The sequence below is a fragment of the Sphingobacterium sp. CZ-UAM genome (assembly GCF_002000245.1).
In the GTDB taxonomy this organism is placed as follows: domain Bacteria; phylum Bacteroidota; class Bacteroidia; order Sphingobacteriales; family Sphingobacteriaceae; genus Sphingobacterium.
The window spans coordinates 1,544,844-1,567,749 of record NZ_MTCM01000001.1 but is presented as its reverse complement, the minus strand read 5'-3'; the positions used below and the strand labels follow the sequence as shown (position 1 = coordinate 1,567,749).

Annotated in this window: 13 protein-coding genes and 1 tRNA gene; 5 read left to right on the top strand and 9 right to left on the bottom strand. The window is 39.3% G+C overall.

Annotated features, from left to right (window positions below):
* Positions 1-205 precede the first annotated feature (205 nt).
* From BWD42_RS06790 to BWD42_RS06775, 4 genes are all read right to left on the bottom strand, one after another.
* Entirely contained in the window at positions 206-1,873 is a 1,668-nt protein-coding gene (locus BWD42_RS06790) for a tetratricopeptide repeat protein (protein ID WP_077434372.1), read from the bottom strand.
* Positions 1,874-2,822: 949 nt separating this feature from the next.
* Positions 2,823-4,028: a tyrosine-type recombinase/integrase gene (locus tag BWD42_RS06785; protein ID WP_077434370.1), complete on the bottom strand. Its 1,206-nt coding sequence runs from the start codon at positions 4,026-4,028 to the stop codon at positions 2,823-2,825.
* Between the two features lie 105 nt (positions 4,029-4,133).
* A tRNA-Ser gene (locus BWD42_RS06780) sits at positions 4,134-4,220 on the bottom strand.
* A gap of 127 nt (positions 4,221-4,347) precedes the next feature.
* Positions 4,348-6,465: an HD family phosphohydrolase gene (locus tag BWD42_RS06775; protein ID WP_077434368.1), complete on the bottom strand. Its 2,118-nt coding sequence runs from the start codon at positions 6,463-6,465 to the stop codon at positions 4,348-4,350.
* Between the two features lie 153 nt (positions 6,466-6,618).
* Between BWD42_RS06775 and rpe the strand changes: the two genes are divergently transcribed.
* The 4 genes from rpe (at position 6,619) to BWD42_RS06755 (ending at position 13,798) form a co-directional block, all read left to right on the top strand.
* The gene (gene rpe, locus BWD42_RS06770; RefSeq protein ID WP_077435867.1) at positions 6,619-7,299 is read left to right on the top strand and encodes a ribulose-phosphate 3-epimerase; all 681 of its coding nucleotides are present in this window, start codon (positions 6,619-6,621) and stop codon (positions 7,297-7,299) included.
* 369 nt (positions 7,300-7,668) lie between these two features.
* Positions 7,669-10,431, top strand: coding sequence for a bifunctional aconitate hydratase 2/2-methylisocitrate dehydratase (locus BWD42_RS06765; RefSeq protein WP_077434366.1), 2,763 nt, complete (start codon positions 7,669-7,671; stop codon positions 10,429-10,431).
* A gap of 50 nt (positions 10,432-10,481) precedes the next feature.
* Entirely contained in the window at positions 10,482-12,749 is a 2,268-nt protein-coding gene (locus BWD42_RS06760; protein WP_077434364.1) for an aconitate hydratase, read from the top strand.
* Between the two features lie 176 nt (positions 12,750-12,925).
* Positions 12,926-13,798, top strand: coding sequence for a hypothetical protein (locus BWD42_RS06755; RefSeq protein ID WP_077435865.1), 873 nt, complete (start codon positions 12,926-12,928; stop codon positions 13,796-13,798).
* Between the two features lie 104 nt (positions 13,799-13,902).
* On the opposite strand, the gene BWD42_RS06750 is transcribed toward BWD42_RS06755, so the two are convergent.
* Positions 13,903-14,739 (bottom strand): MBL fold metallo-hydrolase, encoded by an 837-nt coding sequence (locus BWD42_RS06750; protein WP_077434362.1) that lies wholly within the window; start codon positions 14,737-14,739, stop codon positions 13,903-13,905.
* A gap of 245 nt (positions 14,740-14,984) precedes the next feature.
* Between BWD42_RS06750 and pckA the strand changes: the two genes are divergently transcribed.
* Positions 14,985-16,601: a phosphoenolpyruvate carboxykinase (ATP) gene (gene pckA, locus BWD42_RS06745; RefSeq protein ID WP_077435863.1), complete on the top strand. Its 1,617-nt coding sequence runs from the start codon at positions 14,985-14,987 to the stop codon at positions 16,599-16,601.
* Between the two features lie 74 nt (positions 16,602-16,675).
* Here the strand turns inward: pckA and ppk2 are convergent, their stop codons facing one another.
* The 4 genes from ppk2 to BWD42_RS06725 all read right to left on the bottom strand — a co-directional run bounded on the left by ppk2 (position 16,676) and on the right by BWD42_RS06725 (position 22,858).
* The gene (gene ppk2, locus BWD42_RS06740; protein WP_077434360.1) at positions 16,676-17,485 is read right to left on the bottom strand and encodes a polyphosphate kinase 2; all 810 of its coding nucleotides are present in this window, start codon (positions 17,483-17,485) and stop codon (positions 16,676-16,678) included.
* Between the two features lie 530 nt (positions 17,486-18,015).
* Positions 18,016-18,378 carry a hypothetical protein gene (locus BWD42_RS06735; protein WP_077434358.1) on the bottom strand — a complete coding sequence of 121 codons (363 nt, stop codon included), beginning with the start codon at positions 18,376-18,378 and terminating at the stop codon, positions 18,016-18,018.
* A 163-nt stretch (positions 18,379-18,541) separates the two neighbouring features.
* Positions 18,542-22,084: a chromosome segregation protein SMC gene (gene smc, locus BWD42_RS06730; RefSeq protein WP_077434356.1), complete on the bottom strand. Its 3,543-nt coding sequence runs from the start codon at positions 22,082-22,084 to the stop codon at positions 18,542-18,544.
* A gap of 69 nt (positions 22,085-22,153) precedes the next feature.
* Entirely contained in the window at positions 22,154-22,858 is a 705-nt protein-coding gene (locus BWD42_RS06725) for a DsbA family oxidoreductase (protein ID WP_175991978.1), read from the bottom strand.
* Positions 22,859-22,906 lie beyond the last annotated feature (48 nt).

The following is a 22,906-nucleotide window of genomic DNA, read 5'->3' as shown; positions in this document are numbered from 1 at the left end:
GCAAATTTATTCGCACGATTTTCTTGGCAATTATGAATATAGGTTTATTCTGATTGCATATTGATTATTCTAAGGCTTGTTTTTTAATTAGTTGTTTATCAAGCATTAATGACTTTGTCTGTATAGGTTTTTGATGATGCATGCTAGGTGTGAAAATGGCTCTAAATACAATTTTCACACTTTCTATTGCCGCACTTATAAGGGGTTAGGCTCGCATTCTATCTATAAATTCGGCAATATCACCCCAGTTATCAATGCCGAGTTTTTTTCGTAGTGTAGTTCGTCGGGTCTGTATGGTATGGGGACTCTGTTTTAATATAAGTGCAATTTCTTTGACACTAAAATCAGCATAAGTGAGGATGGCGATACGGAATTCGGTTTCCGATATTTGAGGATAATTTTTTCTGATTTTCTCTGAGTAAGTTGGCCTGGACTGTTTGAATGCTTGGTGGAGTACTTCCCATTGTTCGTCGAGCGAACTTTGACCATAAACAATGGTATTAAACTGATTTAACATTAAGCCGCTTTCTGTTGAACTTCGGCCTTTTTTTGCTATCTCATCATTCAATTTTAAAATTTTTTTTGTTACATCAAACCTCCATAGAAGCTCCCTTCTGAGATCTACTTGGTGTTGCTGAACTCGTGATTCAAGATCATTATTCATTTCATTCAATGTTTGCATTTTACCCTGTATAGCAAGTTGGTTATTTTTCTGTTTTTGCCAGTAGAAAAAGAATGAAGTAATTCCCGCAATAACGATCCCCATTAATATGATGAGCCAGCGCTGTCTTACGGAAATAGATTTATAGTATCGTTTTTGTGCCTGTTCATAGTTGTATTGTTTTTCTATTTTGTATACCGACTGTTGTTCTCTTTCCTTCATGATGAGGGTAAGGGTCTGCATACGATCAGATTGATAGTCGAATGCTGCATAAATATTATGATTGGCTTTTTCGAAATTGATTAAAAAGCTCAGTATACTTGCGTGCAAATAATTATCCTTTACAGTGATTAATTCATTTTTTAGTCTCTTTGCATAATATTCGACCGAATCCTTTAAAGACATTTTATCATACAATATGGCGAAGTTTAAATAATACCTGGGGAGTTTTGTACTGTCATTGTTTAATGAAAATGAAAAATGTAGGTATTTTTTTGCCTGTTTGAAATTTTTAGTTTGTTCGTAGGTAACGGCAAGGCTTTCTGAAAGTTGTCGTAGCAGGGCTTTGTTACTGATGTCTGTCGCTATTTTGATTCCCTTATTGAAATAATGAAATGCACTGTCGGAATTGCCTTTGAACAAATACATCCGACCTATTGAACTATAGGAAATAGCGTTTTTAGCTGGTTTTTCTTTATAGTAATTAGCGGCCTTCTGGTATTTAACAATTGCCTTATCGTATTGGCCTTGCTCTGAAAGTAAATCACCCATGTTAAACGTAATGAGTCCCAAGGTTTCAGCGTCTGACGTTTTTTTTGCGTATGATTCTGCGTTTTTATAGTATCCCATTGCTAAATCATATTTCTTTTGACTTCTTAAAACAGTACCTCCATAAAAGTTGGCTAAAGTTGCATGTTTAGTCGTTTTATTCCGAAAATATTCGATTGCTTTAAAAATGAGGGTATCATCCTCAATAGAAAGATAATTTTTATGGTATATCTGGGTATGTGTTACTAGGTAACGCATGTATTGATCATTGTTTAAACTGTTTTCCGGATCAGAGATTGAGTCGATGAATTGCAAAGCCTCTGCAGGTTTTTCATCGGCCAATCGGCTTGCCTTATCCAACAGCAATGAAGCCGGATTTTGTTTACAACCAAAGAATAACATATGCACTAAAATGAAAAGGGCAACAGGATACAGTATTCGCATAGTAGATTTATTTTTTCAATTCAATAACTGAACGAAGGCTCTTAACGGATCAGTTTTTGGGTTTATATTATATAATTAATATACAATTTTAATTATTGTGTTTTATAGAAAGTTTTCAGATTTTAAATGTAGTTTGTTAAAGAAAAATTTTTACTAGTAATATTCTTGTAAAAAGCTAAGAAATAGCAAATTTCCGATGGGTTTTGTAAAGTATAGAGGCAGTGACAATCGGTCTAAGTAATATTTGTGATGAGGAAAATAATTGGGATAGTAAGCTGAAATCCAATAGCTATTTTTCCATCAAAGGATATTTATTATGGGTTGCGGGAAAGCAGTAGATTAAAATTCTGCTGCTTTTTTCTTTTTTTTTAAGATGTTTCATCGTGTTGTAAGACCTCCATCTATGAATAATTCCTCTCCTGTTACAATTGCGATTTTGCCATGCAAATTAATTCCTTCTATCACCTCTGTTGAAGTTGACGCTGCCATGAAGCCAGAGTCAATCGGTTTCTGTAATGCTCCTCGATAATTGTTTACTTTCATTTTTTATTTGTTTTTTGTTAAGACAAATTTAGGAGACATTCAGTGATTAGAATTTGTTTAAACGTCCGAATTAGCTTTGTTTAAAAGGTCAGGAGGAATCAGTTAGTTTACATTTATTATATTTTAATTTTATTAAATAAAATAGCTGCTAAAGCGAGTGAGGCAACAACAACTTCAGGCTGAAGCCTAATTGGAGTAAAAATCTAAACTGATGTCTCCAATAGATTCTTCAAATCCTGCTCAAAATAATATTGAAAAAAGTATGCTGGCCAGTACCTTAGCATACTTTTTTCAATATTATTTTCTTTCATGGAATCTTAGTTCTAATAACCTTTTACTTTAATCACTGGGGCAGATGATTCCGATTCCAACGACGAATTTATAAATTGACCAAAACAATTTGAGGCTAAAAGTCAATTGTTTTTTTCTTCATAATTGTATTGTCTATAATCAGATCCCTTTTGTAGGCTTCGAAGGCTGACCTGTCTCTGTGACCTGTTAGCGTCATTATCTGGTTGTCATCAAATCCTGCCGTAATCAATGAAACCACACGCGTATGTTTCCATGAGTATAAGGTATAATTATGGTCTAATTCAAGGTGTTCTTTAATCTTTTGGTACCTTCTTCTAAAATAATCTTCATATACCTGCTCAGGTGAAATTGTCTGGCCTTTCCCAAAGATAAAGTGATTCAGGTTGGCTTTATCAATTTCCATTTCCAGGATAAGTTCGTGAAGTTCGTCACAGATAGGGACAAGCCGGTCACCTGTTTTTCCATTTGGCCCCGGAACCTTGATCTGACGTGATAACAGGTCAATGTCCTGTACCTTTAGATGACGGATTTCCTTTGGCCGCATGCAGGAATAAAAAATCCATTTCGAATAATTATAAATCTCGGGATCTTTTTGAAGCTCAGATTTTACTTTTTCGGCTACAATTGGCGAATAATATTTATTTTTTTCTGCCCTGTCTTTCTTGATGATCAGGTCGGACAGGTCGATTTCGTATCTTATGGACCTATTTTGTTTCTTTTCAAGCTTGGAGACTCTTGTGAAGAACTGGCTCATGAATTTCGCGTGATTGTTATACGTCCTGGGAGTCCATTCTTCTTCGAAAAAATAATAGTCCAGAAAATCCTGGATATGTCCATCGGTAAGTGCCGAGCAGGGGATATGGGGATCATCCATGGATTCCACATATTTTTTCAGGTTGTTCAGGAATGATACATATGTCCGGGTGGTGTTTTCGCTCAGTCCGCATTTTCGGCCGTATTCCAGGAATTTCTCTGCGGCTTCGGGGATAGACCAGGGTTTTTGCTTTTTGCGTTCGTTCTCGAGGCTTAAAATGCTTTCCTGCTCACTGATCTGTCGGCAAAGGATCTCCTGGGGCAGGAAAGGGTTGAATCCGAAAGCCAGAGCATAATCTATGTCGTCCCTGAGCTGCTGCGCGGCCAGTTCCTTTTCCTCAGGGTCATGGATGTAGTTGATACCGTCCCTGACATAAAATTTTCTGAATTTTCCCGCCTGGCCGGGGATCTGGTATTCATAGACCACTCTCCAGTCCCCGTTTGCTGCCCTGACGATCCGCGCGTTCTTGAACTGTCTTGTCCTCATGAACCGCTTTCTACCGGATTTTAAACTAGGTGCTGTTTTTGGTGCTGTTTTCCCACCAGAAACAAAAAAAGCGCTTTCTGAATCCTCTGAAAGCGCTTTTGTCTGCGGAAGAGGCGGGATTCGAACCCGCGGTACCGTTTCCAGTACGACAGTTTAGCAAACTGTTCCTTTCGGCCACTCAGGCACCCTTCCGTGTTTTGACATTGCAAACATAAGGCAATTATTTGAATCTGCAAAGCCTAAATATCAAAAAAAATGCAAAAAAAACGTAACGTTACAATAAGCATTTGAATTTCAATTTGTTGTTTGGCAATTAAAATTACATTGTTTTTTTACTCAAATCATAATCCACCCGAACATGGTAGATACTTTTGAGCATAGCCTTGAAAATAACGGCGGATTCGGTGATATCTTTTAATGTGATATTACTATTATTGAACTGTCCGCGCATCAATTTGTGTTCAATTATTTTATCTACCAGGTTATTGATGGATTCTTCTGAGGGTTCTTTTAAAGCTCTGGACGCCGCTTCTACAGAATCGGCCATCATTAGGACAGCTGTTTCCTTAGAGAAAGGAATCGGTCCGGGGTAAGTGAATAAAGATTCATCCACGAGTTTGTCCGGGTTGTTTTTAACAAATAAATTGTAAAAGTAGTCCACCCTTGTGGTACCATGGTGTGTTCGGATAAAGTCAAGGATAACCTCCGGAAGCTGATGTTTCTTAGCGACATCTACACCTTTAATAACGTGTGAGATAATAATCTGCGCACTTTGCTCCGGAGAAAGTTCATCATGCGGGTTTTTTTCGGTTTTTTGGTTTTCAATAAAAAATTGTGGATTTGTCAATTTACCGATATCGTGGTATAATGCTCCTGCACGGACCAATAGGGGATTACCGCCAATTTTATAAATTGCTGCCTCAGCCAGATTGGCGACCTGTAAGGAGTGCTGAAATGTGCCAGGTGCTTTAAAAGAAAGTTCCCGCAGTAATTTGGAGTTACTATTGGTGAGTTCCATCAGGGTTAGATCAGATACTATTCCAAAAAGTTTTTCGAAAGCGTAGATCATCGGATAGGCCAGCAAAGTAATCAGCACACTAACTAGAAAGGGTAGTAGGTCTGACCAATAAATGGTGTCAATGGAGCCATTTCTTGTGATGACCAAGCCGATGTAGGCAATCCAATATGTTGCCAGAATAATCGCCGAAGAGACAAACAGTTGTTCACGTTTTACCAGTGTTTTGATGCTATAGATCGCAACAATGCCTGCCATAAATTGCAAAAAGACAAACTCAAAACTGTTTGGTACAAATAGTCCCGCTAGGAGAACCATTAACAGGTGGATATTTAGGGCGACCCGCGTATCAAATAAGATGCGAATGATAATAGGAACCGCACAAAAAGGAATATAGTATAGATTTGGAATTTTGATCTTGATGGCCCAGGATAGTACAGCAAGCATCCCTATGATCACAATCATGATGATCATTAATAGTCGATTGTTAAAATAGATATCCTTACGAAACAGAAAGAGAAATACCATAAGGATGGAAAGGGCGAGTGAAATAATCAGAAACTGTCCAAGCGTGACATAGTTTTGATTTCCGCTGATTTTACCCTCGTCCTCATATACTTTGCGTAGCGACTCAAGTTTTTGATAGGTCTCATTGGATATAATCTTTTCTTTTTCAGCAATCAGTTCACCTTTTTGGACAACACCTCGGGTAGCAGATATATTGGCGATGGCATTTTGTTCCAGCGCTTCGGTCTGCTGGTCATTATAAATGTAATTAATGGTGATATAGTTTTTTAATGTTTCCTGTAGCCAGCTCTTCTGTTTGATTTTGGTCAATTTGGGCATTAAATTATCCATGTATTCGTAAGAGCTTTCGATCGTATAACAGTCAGCCGTGTTTTTCTGTGTGGCGACTTTATCTTGGATTAACGTAAAATTGTAATGCTTTGAAGCTGGTGATTTCTCGTTGTTGCGGTTTTGAAACCGATTATTCAATGAGAGGATCCCTTTTCCATAGAGGTGGTTTAATATGGCATTTCCGGCACTACGATAATCGTTTATATTTTCATGTGTTGTATCCAGCTTGCTGCTTTGCCATTTTTCGGACAAGTCGGTGTTGAACTGATCAATCTGCTCCTTACTTGTTGTCGTATTGGCGTTATAAATAGGCTGGATGGTATTCAAAATTCCCTTTTTATCTGCATTGAGCTCTTCCTGCGTCTTCAGGATCGCAAAATTGTAGGGCGAAATAAGATTTTCATGGTTCCAGACCTTACCCTTTTGAAATTCATAGCGGAATCGCGGTTGTTTGGGAAGAAAGATACAGATCAGCACGATAGTGATCAATATAAGTCCAATTTTTCGGATGAGATTTTCCGTCGTGTTTAATTCTCTTTTATATTTTATTTTTAATCTTCCCACTGCGAACGATGTTTTATTATATAAAGTTAATATACAAATGTAGTTATAATTTATTTTTTGTGGGTTCTGCTAGCTGCTATTTGAATCATGTTAAATGCGGAGAATGTTGTGCTGAACGGAAAATACTTGTTATCTTTGCAAAAAAAACACAACATGTCAACAAAATCACATCTCATTGCACCATCCGTTCTTGCTGCAGACTTCGCGAAATTATACGATGATATCATCATGGTAAACAATAGTGAGGCTGATTGGTTTCATATCGATATTATGGACGGCGTTTTTGTGCCGAATATTTCATTTGGGTTTCCGGTTATGCAGGCTATTGCGAAACATGCTACAAAACCATTGGATGTACACTTGATGATTGTTGATCCTGACCGCTATTTGCAGGTGTGTAAAGATTCGGGAGCGGAAATAATTACCGTACACTATGAGGCTTGCACACACTTGCACCGTACATTGGCGGCGATAAAAGAATTGGGCTGTAAAGCGGGGGTGGCGTTGAACCCACATACACCAGTTGCTCTTTTGAAAGATGTTTTGGCTGATCTGGACCTTGTGTGTCTGATGTCTGTCAATCCAGGATTCGGTGGGCAAAAGTTTATCCCGAATACCTATGCAAAAGTACAGGAACTCCGTGCAATGGCTCAGGGTGTCAATGATGGCTTGTTGATCGAAATCGACGGTGGAGTTACCACAGCAAATGCTGCACACCTCTTGAAAGCAGGTGCTGATGTGCTGGTTGCAGGTTCTTTTGTGTTCAATGCTGCAGATCCGTTGGAGACTGTAAAAACATTAAAAGATATAGATATTGCTATAGCAAAAATATAGAGATATGCAGAGGTGATTTAGTAAAATAAATCACCTCTTTTTTTATGGCAGATAACGGGAAGAAAAACAAATTCAGGAAAAAACGAGCGGATGGCTTAAGTGCTGTTTAGAACAATTCCAAATTGATTTAAATAAATGGAATGCATGCGTTTAAAGTTGGATTTTCACTATTTTTGTATTTAGTCATAATAGTTGATTTACGGTAAAAAAATCGACTTGAATACACGAACTGAACGGGCTAATTTATAATGTATTGTAGCGGGTCTATAGGAGTTATTTTATTAGCTTAATTATATTACAGACACGGTAGTGGAAGAAGGTAAAAAATATATCTTCTGAACTATCCTTAAAATAGAAAGATTGATATCTATGAGTATTTACAACGATTACGTACAAGAGGTTGTAGAGCGAGAAGGCCAGGGATTACATCCTAAGCCTATTGACGGAGCAGAATTACTAAGTGAAGTAATCGCTCAGATTAAAGATTTAAACAATGAAAATAGAGCGGAATCTTTAAGATTGTTTATTTATAATACTTTGCCCGGAACAACACCCGCGGCTGGTGTTAAGGCGCAGTTCTTAAAGGAAATTATTTTGGGTGAATCAGTTGTTGCTGAGATTACTCCTGCTTTTGCTTTTGAGCTATTGTCTCATATGAAGGGTGGACCTTCGATCAAGGTGCTATTGGACTTAGCGCTAGGTACTGACCTTGCAATCGCCAATCAAGCTGCAGAGGTACTTAAAACTCAGGTTTTCTTATATGATGCAGATACAGCTCGTTTGAAGGAAGCCTTTGAGCAAGGAAACGCTGTTGCAAAAGATATTTTGGAAAGCTATGCGAAAGCTGAATTCTTTACGAAACTTCCTGAAGTAGCGGAAGAAATTCAGGTGGTTACTTTTATCGCCGGTGTAGGTGACATCTCTACGGATTTATTATCTCCGGGTAATCAGGCGCATTCACGTTCTGACCGTGAATTGCATGGTAAATGTATGATCACGCCAGAAGCACAGCAACAAATCAAAGAATTACAGGCACAACACCCTGGTAAAAGCGTGATGTTGATCGCTGAGCGAGGTACAATGGGAGTGGGGTCTTCACGGATGTCAGGGGTGAACAATGTGGCTTTATGGACAGGTAAACAGGCAAGTCCTTATGTTCCTTTTGTAAACATTGCTCCGATTGTAGGTGGTACGAACGGTATCTCACCAATTTTCTTGACGACAGTAGATGTTACCGGTGGTATCGGTATCGATCTTAAAAACTGGGTGAAGAAGGTAGATGAAAATGGAAACGTTGTTCGCAATGAAAAAGACGAGCCTGTTTTGGAGGAAGTTTATTCTGTCGCTACAGGTACTGTTTTGACCATCAATACAAAAACAAAGAAATTATATAATGGAGCGCAGGAGCTAATTGATATTTCAAAGGCTTTGACTCCACAGAAAATGGAATTTATCAAAGCAGGTGGTTCTTATGCTATCGTATTTGGTAAAAAAATCCAAACTTTCGCAGCACAAACATTAGGTATCCAGGCACCGACTGTATTTGCGCCTTCGAAAGAAATCACGATTGAAGGTCAGGGTTTAACTGCTGTAGAAAAAATCTTCAACAAAAATGCAGTAGGTGTAACACCTGGCAAAGTATTGCATGCCGGTTCTGACGTTCGTGTCAAAGTAAATATTGTCGGTTCTCAAGATACGACAGGTTTAATGACTGCACAGGAGTTGGAAGCTATGGCTGCGACAGTAATCTCACCGACAGTTGATGGTGCCTACCAATCAGGTTGTCATACAGCATCTGTTTGGGATAAGAAAGCACAAGCGAACATTCCGAAATTGATGAAATTTATGAACGATTTTGGTTTGATTACTGCTCGCGATCCAAAAGGCGTTTATCACTCCATGACCGATGTTATCCATAAAGTATTAAACGATATTACGATTGACGAATGGGCAATCATTATTGGTGGTGACTCGCATACACGTATGTCTAAAGGTGTGGCTTTTGGCGCTGACTCGGGTACTGTTGCATTGGCATTGGCTACAGGTGAGGCTTCGATGCCAATTCCTGAATCTGTAAAAGTTACTTTTAAAGGCAGCATGAAGGAACACATGGATTTCCGTGATGTTGTACATGCTACCCAAGCGCAGATGTTGCAGCAATTCGCTGGAGAAAACGTTTTCCAAGGTAGAATCATTGAGGTTCATATTGGTACATTGCTTGCCGATCAGGCTTTTACTTTTACGGACTGGACTGCAGAGATGAAAGCAAAAGCGTCAATCTGTATTTCTCAAGACGAGACCTTAATCGAATCGTTAGAAATCGCTAAAAACCGTATCCAAATCATGATTGATAAGGGGATGGAAAATAAAAACAAGGTTTTACAAGGTTTGATCGATAAAGCGAACAAGCGTATTGAAGAAATCAGATCTGGCACTAAACCTGCATTGACGCCAGATAACAATGCGAAATACTATGCTGAGGTTGTCGTTGACTTGGATCTGATCGAAGAACCAATGATTGCGGATCCAGATGTAAATAACGCCGACGTTTCTAAACGTTATACACACGACACCATCCGTGATCTTTCTTATTACGGTGGAAACAAAAAGGTAGATTTAGGTTTCGTGGGTTCATGTATGGTGCATAAGGACGATTTAAAAATCGTTTCAAAAATGTTGCGGAATATCGAGCAGCAAAAAGGTGTTGTTACTTTTGAGGCGCCATTGGTTGTTGCAGCTCCAACGTATAATATTATTGATGAGTTGAAAGCTGAGGGCGACTGGGAATTCTTGCAAAAATATTCGGGATTTGAATTCAGTGATGCATTGCCAAAAAGCACTGCACGTACAGAATATGAAAATATCATGTACCTAGAACGTCCTGGTTGTAACCTGTGTATGGGTAACCAAGAGAAAGCTGCGAAGGGTGATACAGTAATGGCTACTTCTACACGTTTGTTCCAGGGCCGTGTCGTAGAGGATAGAGATGGTAAAAAGGGTGAATCTTTATTGGCATCTACACCTGTTGTCGTACTTTCCGCTATTTTAGGTCGTATCCCTAATATAGAAGAATATAAAGCTGCTGTCGAGGGCATTAACTTAACTAAATTTGCGCCTATTCCGACAAAATAAAAGCTACCAGGGTTTCAGTAACTTAATTAAATAACATAAATAAGAGAGATATGGCTTTTGATGTAGATATGATTAAAAAGGTGTATAGCCGTTATGACGAACGCATTGCAGCGGCCCGTCAGGTGGTGAATAAACCTTTGACTTTATCTGAGAAAATTTTATATGCCCACCTTTGGGATGGCAATGCGACAGAAGAGTACAAACGTGGCGTTTCTTACGTTGACTTTGCTCCTGACCGTGTAGCGATGCAAGATGCAACTGCGCAAATGGCTTTATTGCAATTTATGCAGGCAGGACGTCCAAAGGTAGCGGTTCCTTCTACTGTTCACTGTGATCACCTGATCCAGGCGAAAGAAGGAGCAGATAAAGATTTAGCCCGCGCTAAAAACGAAAGTTCGGAAGTATTTAACTTCTTGAGCTCTGTTTCAAATAAATATGGTATCGGTTTCTGGAAACCAGGTGCAGGTATTATCCACCAGGTTGTATTGGAGAACTATGCTTTCCCCGGCGGTATGATGATCGGTACTGATTCACATACGGTGAATGCTGGTGGTTTGGGTATGGTTGCTATCGGTGTAGGTGGTGCGGATGCCTGTGATGTGATGGCTGGTTTACCTTGGGAATTAAAATTCCCGAAATTAATCGGTGTTAAATTGACTGGTAAATTGAGCGGTTGGGCCGCAGCAAAAGATGTTATCTTAAAAGTTGCAGGAATCTTGACGGTAAAGGGTGGAACCGGCGCAATCGTTGAATATTTTGGCGAAGGTGCGGAGTCTCTATCTTGTACAGGAAAAGGAACAATCTGTAATATGGGGGCTGAAATAGGCGCGACTACCTCAACATTTGGTTATGACGCGTCGATGGAGCGTTACCTTCGTGCGACAGGTCGTGCTGAGGTTGCGGATGCCGCAAATGCCATTAAACAGCACTTGACAGCTGATGCTGAAGTCTATGCTAATCCGGAGCAATATTTCGATCAATTGATCGAAATTAATCTTTCGGAATTGGAGCCTTCGCTGAACGGGCCATTTACGCCAGATCTATATACGCCGGTTTCACGTATGCGCGAAGAGGCAACCAAGAATGGTTGGCCTTTGAAAGTAGAGTGGGGACTGATCGGATCTTGTACAAACTCTTCGTATGAAGATTTGTCGCGTGCGGCATCCATTGCAAAACAAGCTGTTGATAAAGGGCTGATCACCAAAGCTGAATTTGGTATTAATCCTGGTTCTGAGCAGGTTCGTTTTACAGCAGATCGTGATGGTTTGTTAAAAACATTCGAAGATCTTAATGCAACGATCTTCACCAATGCTTGTGGCCCATGTATTGGTATGTGGGATCGCGTTGGCGCAGATAAACAAGAGAAAAACACGATTGTCCACTCGTTCAACCGTAACTTTGCAAAACGTGCGGATGGTAATCCAAATACTTATGCATTTGTTGCTTCGCCGGAACTGGTTGCGGCAATTGCAATTTCTGGTGATTTGGGTTTTAATCCGGTTACGGATACGCTAACGAACAATAAAGGAGAGCAAGTGAAGCTGGATCCACCGGTAGGGGATGAATTACCAACAAAAGGATTTGCGGTGGACGATCCGGGATATCAAGCTCCCGCGGTAGACGGTAGTGCTGTAGTTGTTGATGTAGCTCCAACATCAGATCGTCTTCAATTACTGGAACCTTTCGCTCCTTGGGAGGGTACAGACCTAAAAGGTTTGAAACTATTGATCAAGGCAAAAGGTAAATGTACGACAGACCATATTTCTATGGCTGGCCCTTGGTTGAAATACCGTGGCCACCTGGATAATATCTCCAATAATATGCTGATCGGTGCGGTTAATTTCTTTAATGAGAAAACCGATAACGTGAAGAATCAATTGACAGGTGAATACGGTCCTGTTCCGGCAACGCAACGGGATTACAAAGCACATGGTATCGGCTCAATTGTTGTCGGGGATGAGAACTATGGTGAAGGATCTTCCCGTGAGCATGCGGCAATGGAACCTCGTCATTTGGGAGTTCGTGCGGTATTGGTTAAATCTTTTGCCCGTATCCACGAAACAAACCTGAAAAAACAAGGGATGTTGGGCTTAACCTTTGCGAACAAGGACGACTATAACAAAATTCAGGAAAACGATACCATTGATATCCTTGGCCTGACAGAGTTTGCTCCTGGTAAGCCTTTGACTCTTGTCTTGCATCATGCGGATGGAACACAGGAAGAGATCTTGGCAAATCATACTTACAATGCGCAACAGATTGAATGGTTCAAAGCAGGTGGTGCTTTGAATATCATCCGTAAGAATCAGGGAAAATAAATTGATTCTATAAAATTTAGCTTATAACGCTGCTTTCATCCGAAAGCAGCGTTTTTTGCATAGTCCCAACTTAAAAACTTTTCTGTGATCTTCGTCATATTTTACTAATTTCCATGCAATTTATTTGGTTCTAAAATAGAATGAAGGTACTTTTGCCCAACGTTTTTAGCGCCGATATGAGAAAAATATTTTTGACGATTGGAGCACTTGCATTAGGTGTTTCGAGTTTATTTGCACAGGAAAATCCAGAAATAGGAAAAAGCATTTTTAAACCCAAGAATTTAAGGACAGAAAGTAACAAAGGGAAATTTTTCTTCTTTTGGGGGTATAACTTTTCATCTTACGCGAAATCTGATATACATTTTACAGGTCCAAACTATGATTTTATCCTCCATGATGTAAAAGCGGCTGATCGTCCGACAAAATTTGGTTCGACCTATTTCGATCCAGGCCGTTTGACTATTCCTCAGTTTAATCTACATTTCGGATATTATATCAAAGATAATTATTCCATCTCTTTGGGCTGGGATCACATGAAATATGTGATGGATATTCCACAACAGGTGAAAATCACAGGTTATATCGGTGACGAGATTTCGAATCCAGGTATACCAACTGGAAATCGCGCGGGACAATACAATGGTGAAATGATTACCGTGGATTCTGCGATGTTAACTTTTGAGCACACGGATGGCTACAATTTTGCTTCGGTAGGTTTGGAACGATACGACGATATCATCAACAATCGCAAAGGTCAACAGGTACTAACCATGGAATCAGGCATAGACGTCGGGCTTTTAGTACCACGTTCTGATGTACATCTTTTTGGTGAAGGGGGGAATCACTTCTGGAATATTGCCGGATATGGCGCTTCTGCAAAAGTCGGTTTACACTATCGTTTTTATAAAGGACTTTACCTGCAAGGAAACTTCAAAACAGGCTGGACAGATTTATATAATATCCGTACAACGGGTAGAAGAGGGGTTGACAAAGCCACACAACAAATCTGGTTTTTTGAAAACTATTGGGCCCTTGGTTTTAGATTTTAAGGATTCCAATCTATAACAACATAAGGGAGGGGCTATTTGTGATAGCCCCTCTCTTATGTTGTTGCCAGCTGTAGGCGCAGGGGAGTTTACTCCATCGATGTTGCCTAAATATCGGTTAATTTAAATATATCTTTTACCCGAATTCCTTTTTCTGTATGTTGTAAAGTACAGCATTCGTTAATCGGGTCATGCTCAAAAAAGAGGATGTATTCATTTTCGACGATTTCATTCCAATAATTAACACGTTCTTCCATCGTGACTAAGGGTCTCACATCATAGCTCATCACATAAGGAATGGGAATATGACCAACAGAGGGCAGTAGATCCGCCATATAGAGTATCGTTTTTCCTTTGTATTGTATCTGTGGCAGCATCATTGCTTCGGTATGACCATTCGCATAACGGATTTTAATTTCCTTGCCAAAGGGATCCGCGCTATCCTCAACGAATTTCAATCGACCACTTTCTTGAATGGGCAGAATATTCTCTTTTAGAAATGATGCTTTCTCTCTCGGATTTGGAGCTGTCGCCCAGGTCCAATGCTCACTATTACTCCAAAAATCTGCATTTTTAAAAGCAGGAGATAATTTTTCTCCTTCACGGACAATAGCTCCTCCACAGTGGTCAAAGTGTAAATGTGTTAGGATGACATCTGTAATATCGTTTCGGTCAAAACCAGCATTTTTAAGCGATTTATCGAGTGTAGCATCACCGTGTAAATAATAATGACTGAAAAATTTTTCATTTTGCTTATCGCCAAGTCCTGTATCCACCAACATTAATCTCTTCCCTTCTTCAATAAGAAGCAAGCGATTACCCCATGTGCACATATTGTTGGAATCAGCAGGATTTGTTTTGTTCCAGATACTCTTGGGAACCACGCCAAACATAGCGCCACCATCCAATTTAAAAAAACCTGTTTCTATCGCATGTAATTTCATCTTATTAATATTTGTAAAGCTTGGAACAATTTACGAAAAATATAAAATATATCGACTGTACAAGCGGATATGGTGCTAAAAAAATATGCTAAAAATTTCAATTTATTTTATCTCTATAAGTGGCTGATAATTAGATTTTTGATTCTGTGTTTTTTATACAATAAGCCTGATTTTTAGATAATTAAGTTTTGTTTTTAGCGAAATTTGCCTTTAACTTTGGGCACATTTTAAAACAAACAAAAAATATGAAAAAGGGTAACATTGGAAACGCGCCTGATTTGAAATATTTGAAAATTGATCATACAGGAAATGTATTTTATCAATTACCTGTTTCAGAGTTGGTTGAACATGCATTAGCGAATCAGGAAGGAAGACTGTCTGATACCGGAGCATTAGCCGCTGATACAGGAAAATTTACTGGAAGATCCCCCAAAGACCGCTTTTTGGTTGAGGATTCCCTAACCAAAGATGCTGTATGGTGGGGTGAAATCAATCAACCGATGACTCCGGCCAATTTTGATGCATTATTTTCAAAGGTTGCTGCGCACCTGAGTAACAGAACAATTTATGTTCGGGACTGTGCGGCAGGGGCAGACCCGGCGTATCAATTGTCTATTCGTGTGATCACAGAAACCGCTTATCAGAGTATTTTTGCCAATAACCTATTTTTGAGATCGGTAGCTGATGGTGATGCTCAACCGCAATGGTCCATACTAGCCGCACCGACATTGTTGATCCAGGATCCACAACATTACGGTATTCGTAACGAAAATTTTGTAGCCATTGATTTTACAAAAAAAATGGTACTGATTGCGGGGACGGGATATACAGGTGAAATCAAGAAAAGTATTTTTTCAATCTTGAATTTTATTTTACCATTCGAACACGATGTATTATCTATGCACTGTTCGGCCAATACCTCCAAAGACGGCAAAACGGCCTTATTTTTTGGGCTTTCAGGAACGGGCAAAACAACACTATCGGCAGATAAAAATCGAAAGCTGATCGGTGATGATGAACATGGATGGAGCGAAAAGGGGATTTTTAACTTTGAAGGTGGTTGCTATGCAAAATGTGTGGGACTTACGGAGGAAAAAGAACCCGAGATCTACCATGCCATTCGTTTCGGCTCATTGCTCGAAAATGTTGTTCTGGACGAGTTTGATCGGCCAGATTACGACGATATCAGTAAAACAGAGAATACGAGGGTTTCCTACCCAATAGATTTTATGGAAAACGCGGAGATGACAGGAATAGGCAATGTACCTGAAAATATTTTCTTTCTGACTGCGGATGCTTTTGGTGTATTGCCGCCGATCTCCTTGTTGACCATAGATCAGGCTGTTTATCATTTTGTGAGTGGTTATACAGCAAAAGTAGCTGGTACCGAAGTCGGGGTAAAGGAGCCTACGGCAGCCTTCTCGACATGTTTTGGTCAAGCATTCTTGCCTTTGCATCCAGCGAAGTATGCTGCCCTACTCAGAGCCAAGCTGGAGCAAAATCCCAATATCAAAGTATGGTTGGTAAATACAGGTTGGATAGCTGGTCCCTATGGAATCGGTCGACGTATAAAGCTGAATTATACAAGAGCGCTAATCCGTGCTGCGATGGATGGCTCTCTATTGGAGGCTCACTTTAGTAAACATGAGATTTTTGGATTAGATTATCCAACAAGCTGTGGTGAATATGTTCCGGAGCAGATTCTAAACGCACGAGGATTATGGAACAATGAAGAAGCATACGATATACAAGCTAAACGCTTGGCAAAATTGTTTATCGAGAATTTTGAAAAGTTCGATCATTCTATGCCGGCATCGGTACAGATGGCTGGCCCAAGGTTAGAAACTTCCATACTTGTTTAAAAGTCTGACAAGGGATAGTATATGATGCCCCCAAAAGACCTCTTCTTTTCGGGGGCATTTTTATGATTGAGAGATTAATCGTGTTTGTTCACAAAAGAATCCAATTTCTCCATTTCGTTTCCAGCAATTGCATTGATAATTATCCGAAAAGCGGCTAAGCGCGCTTTCTTTTTATTGTCTTTATCGATTTCATACCATGGTGATTTTTTAGTACCGGTCTTTTTAAAAAGATTCTCGATATATCCGGTATAAACATCCCATTTTTCCTGCGCCTGTTGATCCAGCACGCCAATTTTCCAGCGTTTTAGAATGTCTTCCTGTCGCTCCTTCAATCGTTCAGCCTGCTCTTCTTTACTGATACTCAGAAAAATTTTGATGAGGATAATCCCGTCATCAATCAATTGCTTTTCAAATTCCGGTACCTGCTGCATGAATAATTCATGCTGTTCCTTTGTGCAAAAATCAAATACAGGTTCTACGACCGCGCGATTATAGTAACTACGATCGAAAATAACCATTTCGCCCGCATTGGGCAGATGCTTGATATACCGTTGAAAATACCATTGCCCATTCTCTTCCACTGTAGGTTTGGGCAAAGCGACAACACGTACCTTTTTGGGATTTAGATATTCGGTTACCCGACCAATCGTTCCTCCTTTGCCGGCAGCATCCCTTCCTTCGAAGAGAATGACTACACGCTTTCCTTTTTCGATAATATCGTATTGTAATTTGAGTAAGGTAACCTGGAGATCATAAAGCTCTGTTTCATAGTCATAGATATCGTTAAATTTTTTGATCTCCAAAATTCCGTGTTGCTCTAAATAGTCAAGAACATCTTTGTTTTGACGGATTTTCTGAAGTTCTTTTAAATCATATTCTGCCATAATCGTTGATTTTATAGGATTTATTCACCTAAAGTTACTTATTGAATTGTTAAAAAATGTCAAAATTGAAATAAATCGGAGGGGTACATGTAATATTGATCGAGAGGGATACGTTATAAAGAAAATCAATGTAAAAGGATGCTTTGATTAAGATTGGACTTTTCATAAATTTAGGTTAATAATTGGTTAGGTTAGCCCGGAGTTCTCAACTTCGGGCTTTTTTGTTTTTAGTCATCACTGTATCAATACAGCCAAAGTAGATGTTAGATCACTAATGATATAAGAGTTCATGGAAGAAGGAGGGGAATATAGCATAGGTTATTAAATGTTAAAAAATGTTAAAGAGGTAGTAATCATATAATTAATTCAAACAAGCGACGTTTTAAAATCAAATACTTTTCATAAAATAGGTTAATATATGGCTAACGAAAGCTCAGAGTTCCCCACTCTGGGCTTTTTATTTGATTGATAAATGCCAGAAGCTCGGACATGGAAAATATCCGAGCTTCTGGCTTCCGAGTCGCGGTGTGTTATAGCTTATTTAACTGCTGAATCACTTTGGAGGAGTGATTATACACTTTTAGCTTTATACCGATTTCCTGCCCGGATATATTCTTGATGCGTAAGTTTTTCTTCTCACCGATAGTCAGGGAATAGGTGTTGTTTTTTTTCATCATAACTTCACTGGTTTCGGTCGTCAATACAATATTGTCACTGGATTTATTTATGGCGTCTACAGAAAACGTCCCGCTATCCTCCGTTGAAATCTCTAAGAATGTACGGGCGGGAACAATTGTATTTATATATAATGCGTGTTGATCTTTTTTGCGAAGATTGTTTACATGGCATGACTGTAGGACCGCACAGACCAATAGTGTTGCTAATAATTTCATTGTTTAATTCTTGATAATGGTTAGAAATTAAGAAATTAAATTTATTTATCCTAATGCTTATTTATGTACAATAAAAGCATTGTTTAGGGAGTAGTATTCCCTGCACATAAAAAAAGTCCTGCGATTTTGACCGCAGGACTTTTTTTATGTGTAATATTTAATTTTAGGCTACTTCCCTTAAATCTACTGCAACAACACGCGAGACCCCTTGTTCGACCATAGTCACACCATAGATAATATCTGTACTGGCAATGGTTTTTTTGTTGTGTGATACAACGATAAACTGAGAGTTTTTGGAGAAATCACGGATGATGTTATTGAATTTGTCAATATTGGTATCATCTAAAGGTGCATCCACTTCATCGAAAATACAGAAAGGTGCTGGTTTTGACAGATACAGCGAAAATAACAATGCCGTAGAAGTCAAGGTTTTCTCCCCACCTGAAAGCTGGTTGATTGACAACGGACGTTTTCCCTTTGGCTGAGCAATGATATCAATATCCGAATCCAGCGGATTGCCCGGATCAGTTAGGACAAGGTCACAGCTATCCTCTTCATTAAACAAAGAGCGGAACACCTTGATGAAATTATCCCTTACTGCATTGAAGGTAAACATAAATTGCACTTTAGCGGTATCGTCGATCTCTTTGATGGTGGCCATTAAAGAACCTTTTGCTTCGATCAGGTCCGCTTTTTCCTTATTGATAAAATCATAACGTTCATTCATCTCATCAAAGGCTTCTTTAGCCATTAAATTGATTGTTCCAAATTCATCAAGCTGCTTTTTGAGTTTGCTACATTTTGCGGTCAAAGTAGATTGGTCCTCTGCAATTTCTGGTACATCCTCACGTTCAATAAGATCCTTCAATTCGATATTAAACTCAACAGAAAGTCGTTCTTTCAACGCATTTAGATCAATTTGTAAGGCTGTTTTTTTGTCTTTAATTTCAGTGACAAGAAAATCACTCTGTTCTTTTGAGCGGCGTTGCTGTGTAAGAGAATCCTCAAGATTATTGATTTGTTGTTTGTCTGCGTAATATTTTTCTTCCAATTCCTTTAAGCCATCTTCCAATGCAATTTTTTGCTCATACATCGCAATAAGATCCGCGTCTTCTTCGTCCTCAAAAGGAATGGTCGTCCGTAGTGCTTCCTGTACCTCTACAAGTTCAAGGCTGTTTCGTTCGATACGAATTTCATAATCATCTTTTTGAGTCTCTCTGAATTCAAGATCTTTGCTAATATTGGAGACTTTATTTAATTGCTGATGATAACTGATATTTTCCTGGTTATAGGCAATGGATTTTTCATTCAAGATTTCTGAAATTTCATGAAATTGATCCTGTAATTCCGATAGTTCGGCTACACTCTGATCTTTTTGAATACGTAATTCATGTAGCTGAGGTTCGGCAAGAATAAGATCTGCCTCGATCGTCGCAATTTTTTCCTGAATGTCTTTTTTACGTAGCTGAGAATTACTGATGAAAGCCTGGTATTGCTCTTGTTTGGTTTTCACCGTAATCAGCTCGTTGTTGAGTCTGTTCAGTTGAAAGCGTAGTTCATCAATAAGTTCCTTTTGCGAATTGCCACGCAGAGCCTCTAAACGGGCTGTTTCAGCAGTTATTTTGTCTTCAAGTTTTGCAATCTCCTGATTGAGCGTCTTAATCTCCTGCGAAAGAACTTCCAGATTTTTTGCTCTACCGATACGTTTTCCTTCGAATAATCCAACGGACCCGCCCGATAACCCCAGATGATGTTTGGCGTAGCGACCGTTCTTTTGCAAGATAACCTGTCCGGTTTCGGGAAGCTTTTGCTCCATTTCCTTTTCGCTTTCCTGCTTTAAAATATAGACATGTTGAAGGAGTAGGGTACAAAGTGCTTTATATTTATCGTCTACTGTGATCACATCCAATGCGCACATGAGATTATCCCGGGGAGGAAGGGGTTGTGTAACAGCAGTATCAATAGCTTCAAGAACAAAGAAATTGGCACGACCTTTTGCGGCATCACTTAGCAATTGAATGGCCTGAACGGCATCCTGTTGTGTTTCGACAACATAATGGTTCATGATCGGTTCCAGGTAATTTTCAATTGCAACGCGATAGTCTTCCTGACAGAATAGCACATCGGAGAAAAGAGGCGGTTGTTTTTTCCAGCCTGCATTTTTCTTTAAAAACCGAATAGAATCCGGGAAACCTTCTAAGTTGTCAATAAGGGATTTTGTTAGGTTATATTCATTCTGTTTAGCATCAACTAACCTGAGGTCTTTCGCAAGCTGTGCTTTAAATTCCTCCAGATTGGTTTGACATGCGAGAATTTGCGCCTGCAGTTCTTCTTCAAGCTGATGGGCTGAATCATATTGCAACTGCTGAGCCTCCACACGACCTTCCAATTCCGCTACAGCGCTATCAAATTGAACCAATTCGGTCTCTTTTGCTTCGGTATCCACACTATTGCGTACAGCCTCCTGAAGAAGGGCCTCCTTTTGGATATTAAAAACAGCAAGATCCTTTTCGAGTTTATAAATCTTAGCCTGAAGTTCAGCATTACTTTTGTTAAAGATATCCAGTTTACCTTTTGCAGATTGTTGCTGACCGCGTAAGGCATCCACCTCAGATTTATTGGATTCCAGATTGTCTTTGAATGAATCCAGTTTATTTTGTTCATCAAACAACTCCTCGTTCAACCTTTTTATGGTATAGAGGACATGATTAAGTTGTTGTTTGTCCGTATTGATATCCAGATTTAATCTGTTTTCTTTATCCTGAAGATTTTTTACCTTTTCATTTTTGATCTTCTTTTCCGATTCATACCCACGGATTTTGTTGACAAATTCCTGGGTTGCCTTTTGCTGCACGGAAAGATTTTTCTCCTGTTCCAGGTTTATCTGACGCAATGACTGCAATTCTGTTTCTGCTTTCAGGATTAATTGCTGGGAATTTGAGGCATCTTTCTGGACTTTGGACTCCTGTGTTTGAAGTCGGTCAAGTTCTGTCGAAAAATCAGCGATTCTGTAATATGCGAGATCAATGCTACTTTGACGGTATTCCTGTTTGAGCAGGGTGTATTTCTCCGCTTTTTTAGCCTGATTTTCTAAGGATTTGAGATTTTTTGTGATCTCATAGAGAAGGTCGTCTACGCGGCTGAGATCAGCTTCGGTATCGCGTAGTTTGGCCAGCGTCTGTTTTTTACGTACTTTATATTTTGAGATTCCAGAGGCTTCTTCAAAAAGATTCCGACGCGAATTGTCTTTATTATTGATGATCTCATCAATCATCTTCAACTCAATGATGGAATAGCTATCCGCACCTACTCCAGTATCCAAAAATAAATCTGTGATATCTTTTAAACGGCACTTTACATCGTTCAGACGATATTCGCTATCTCCGTTTCGGAATAATTTACGTGTTACCGTAACGGTAGAAAATTCCGTTGGGAGGATATTATTGTTGTTGTTGAAGGTTAAGGATACTTCGGCAAGATTCGCTGGTTTTCTATTTTTGGTTCCGTTGAAAATGATATTCTCCATTTTGTCAGAGCGTAACATCTTTGTACTTTGTTCACCAAGCACCCAGCGTATTGCATCCACTACATTGGATTTTCCGCATCCGTTTGGTCCAACGATTGCGGTGACACCGTCATTGAAGTTGATCGTGATCTTATCTCCGAAACTCTTAAATCCTTTTATTTCTAGTTTGGTTAACTGCATTTATACCAAATTTGTTTGTCGTTATAAGCTTGCGAAAATAGTAAATTAAACTAAAACTTTTTTCTTTCTTTACTCACATTTTCCTGTTTCAGGATCGCAGGAAGCCCCTTCTTCACCTCTTTGCTGTAAAGGGGTAGCTTGGCTCGCCAAACACTCTTTGATCGTATTGTGAAAAACCTCCATGGGTTGCGCACCGGGAATTGCATATTTCCGGTCAAATACAAAGAAGGGCACACCGCGAAGGCCAAGGTTGACACCTTCCTGTATGTCCTGACTGACTTCATAAGCATATTGATCGGTATCCAAAAGTTCCTGAACCTTTTGTTCATCCAAACCTTCCAGTGTAGCTAACTCAATAAGGGTGGCGTTATCGTTGACATTCAAGCCGTCGGTAAAATGGGCTTTGAGTAACGATTTTTTGAGTGCCGTTCCTTTGTCATTTGCCTGGGCAAAATGAAGAAGGCGATGTGCCTTTTTGGTATTTACAACAATTGCCTTATCAAAATTTAGGGTAATGCCGAGTTCTTTTGCCTGTGCACTGAGTTGTCCTGTCATCGCTACGACATCGTCCATGCTCATTCCTTTTGTCCGGACAAGATAGTCGTATGTCGGCATCCCTGGCGCATCTTCGGGAAAATCAGGGTTGAGCTGATAGGATTTCCATGTAATTTCCGCCTGTATTTCACGCTCATATTCCTGTAATGCTGATTCAAGCTTTGTCAAGCCAATATAACAAAATGGACAAATGATGTCCGACCAGATTTCTATTTTCATATTTCTTATTTTACTCCGTATATTGTAATCAAAAATACATATTATAAC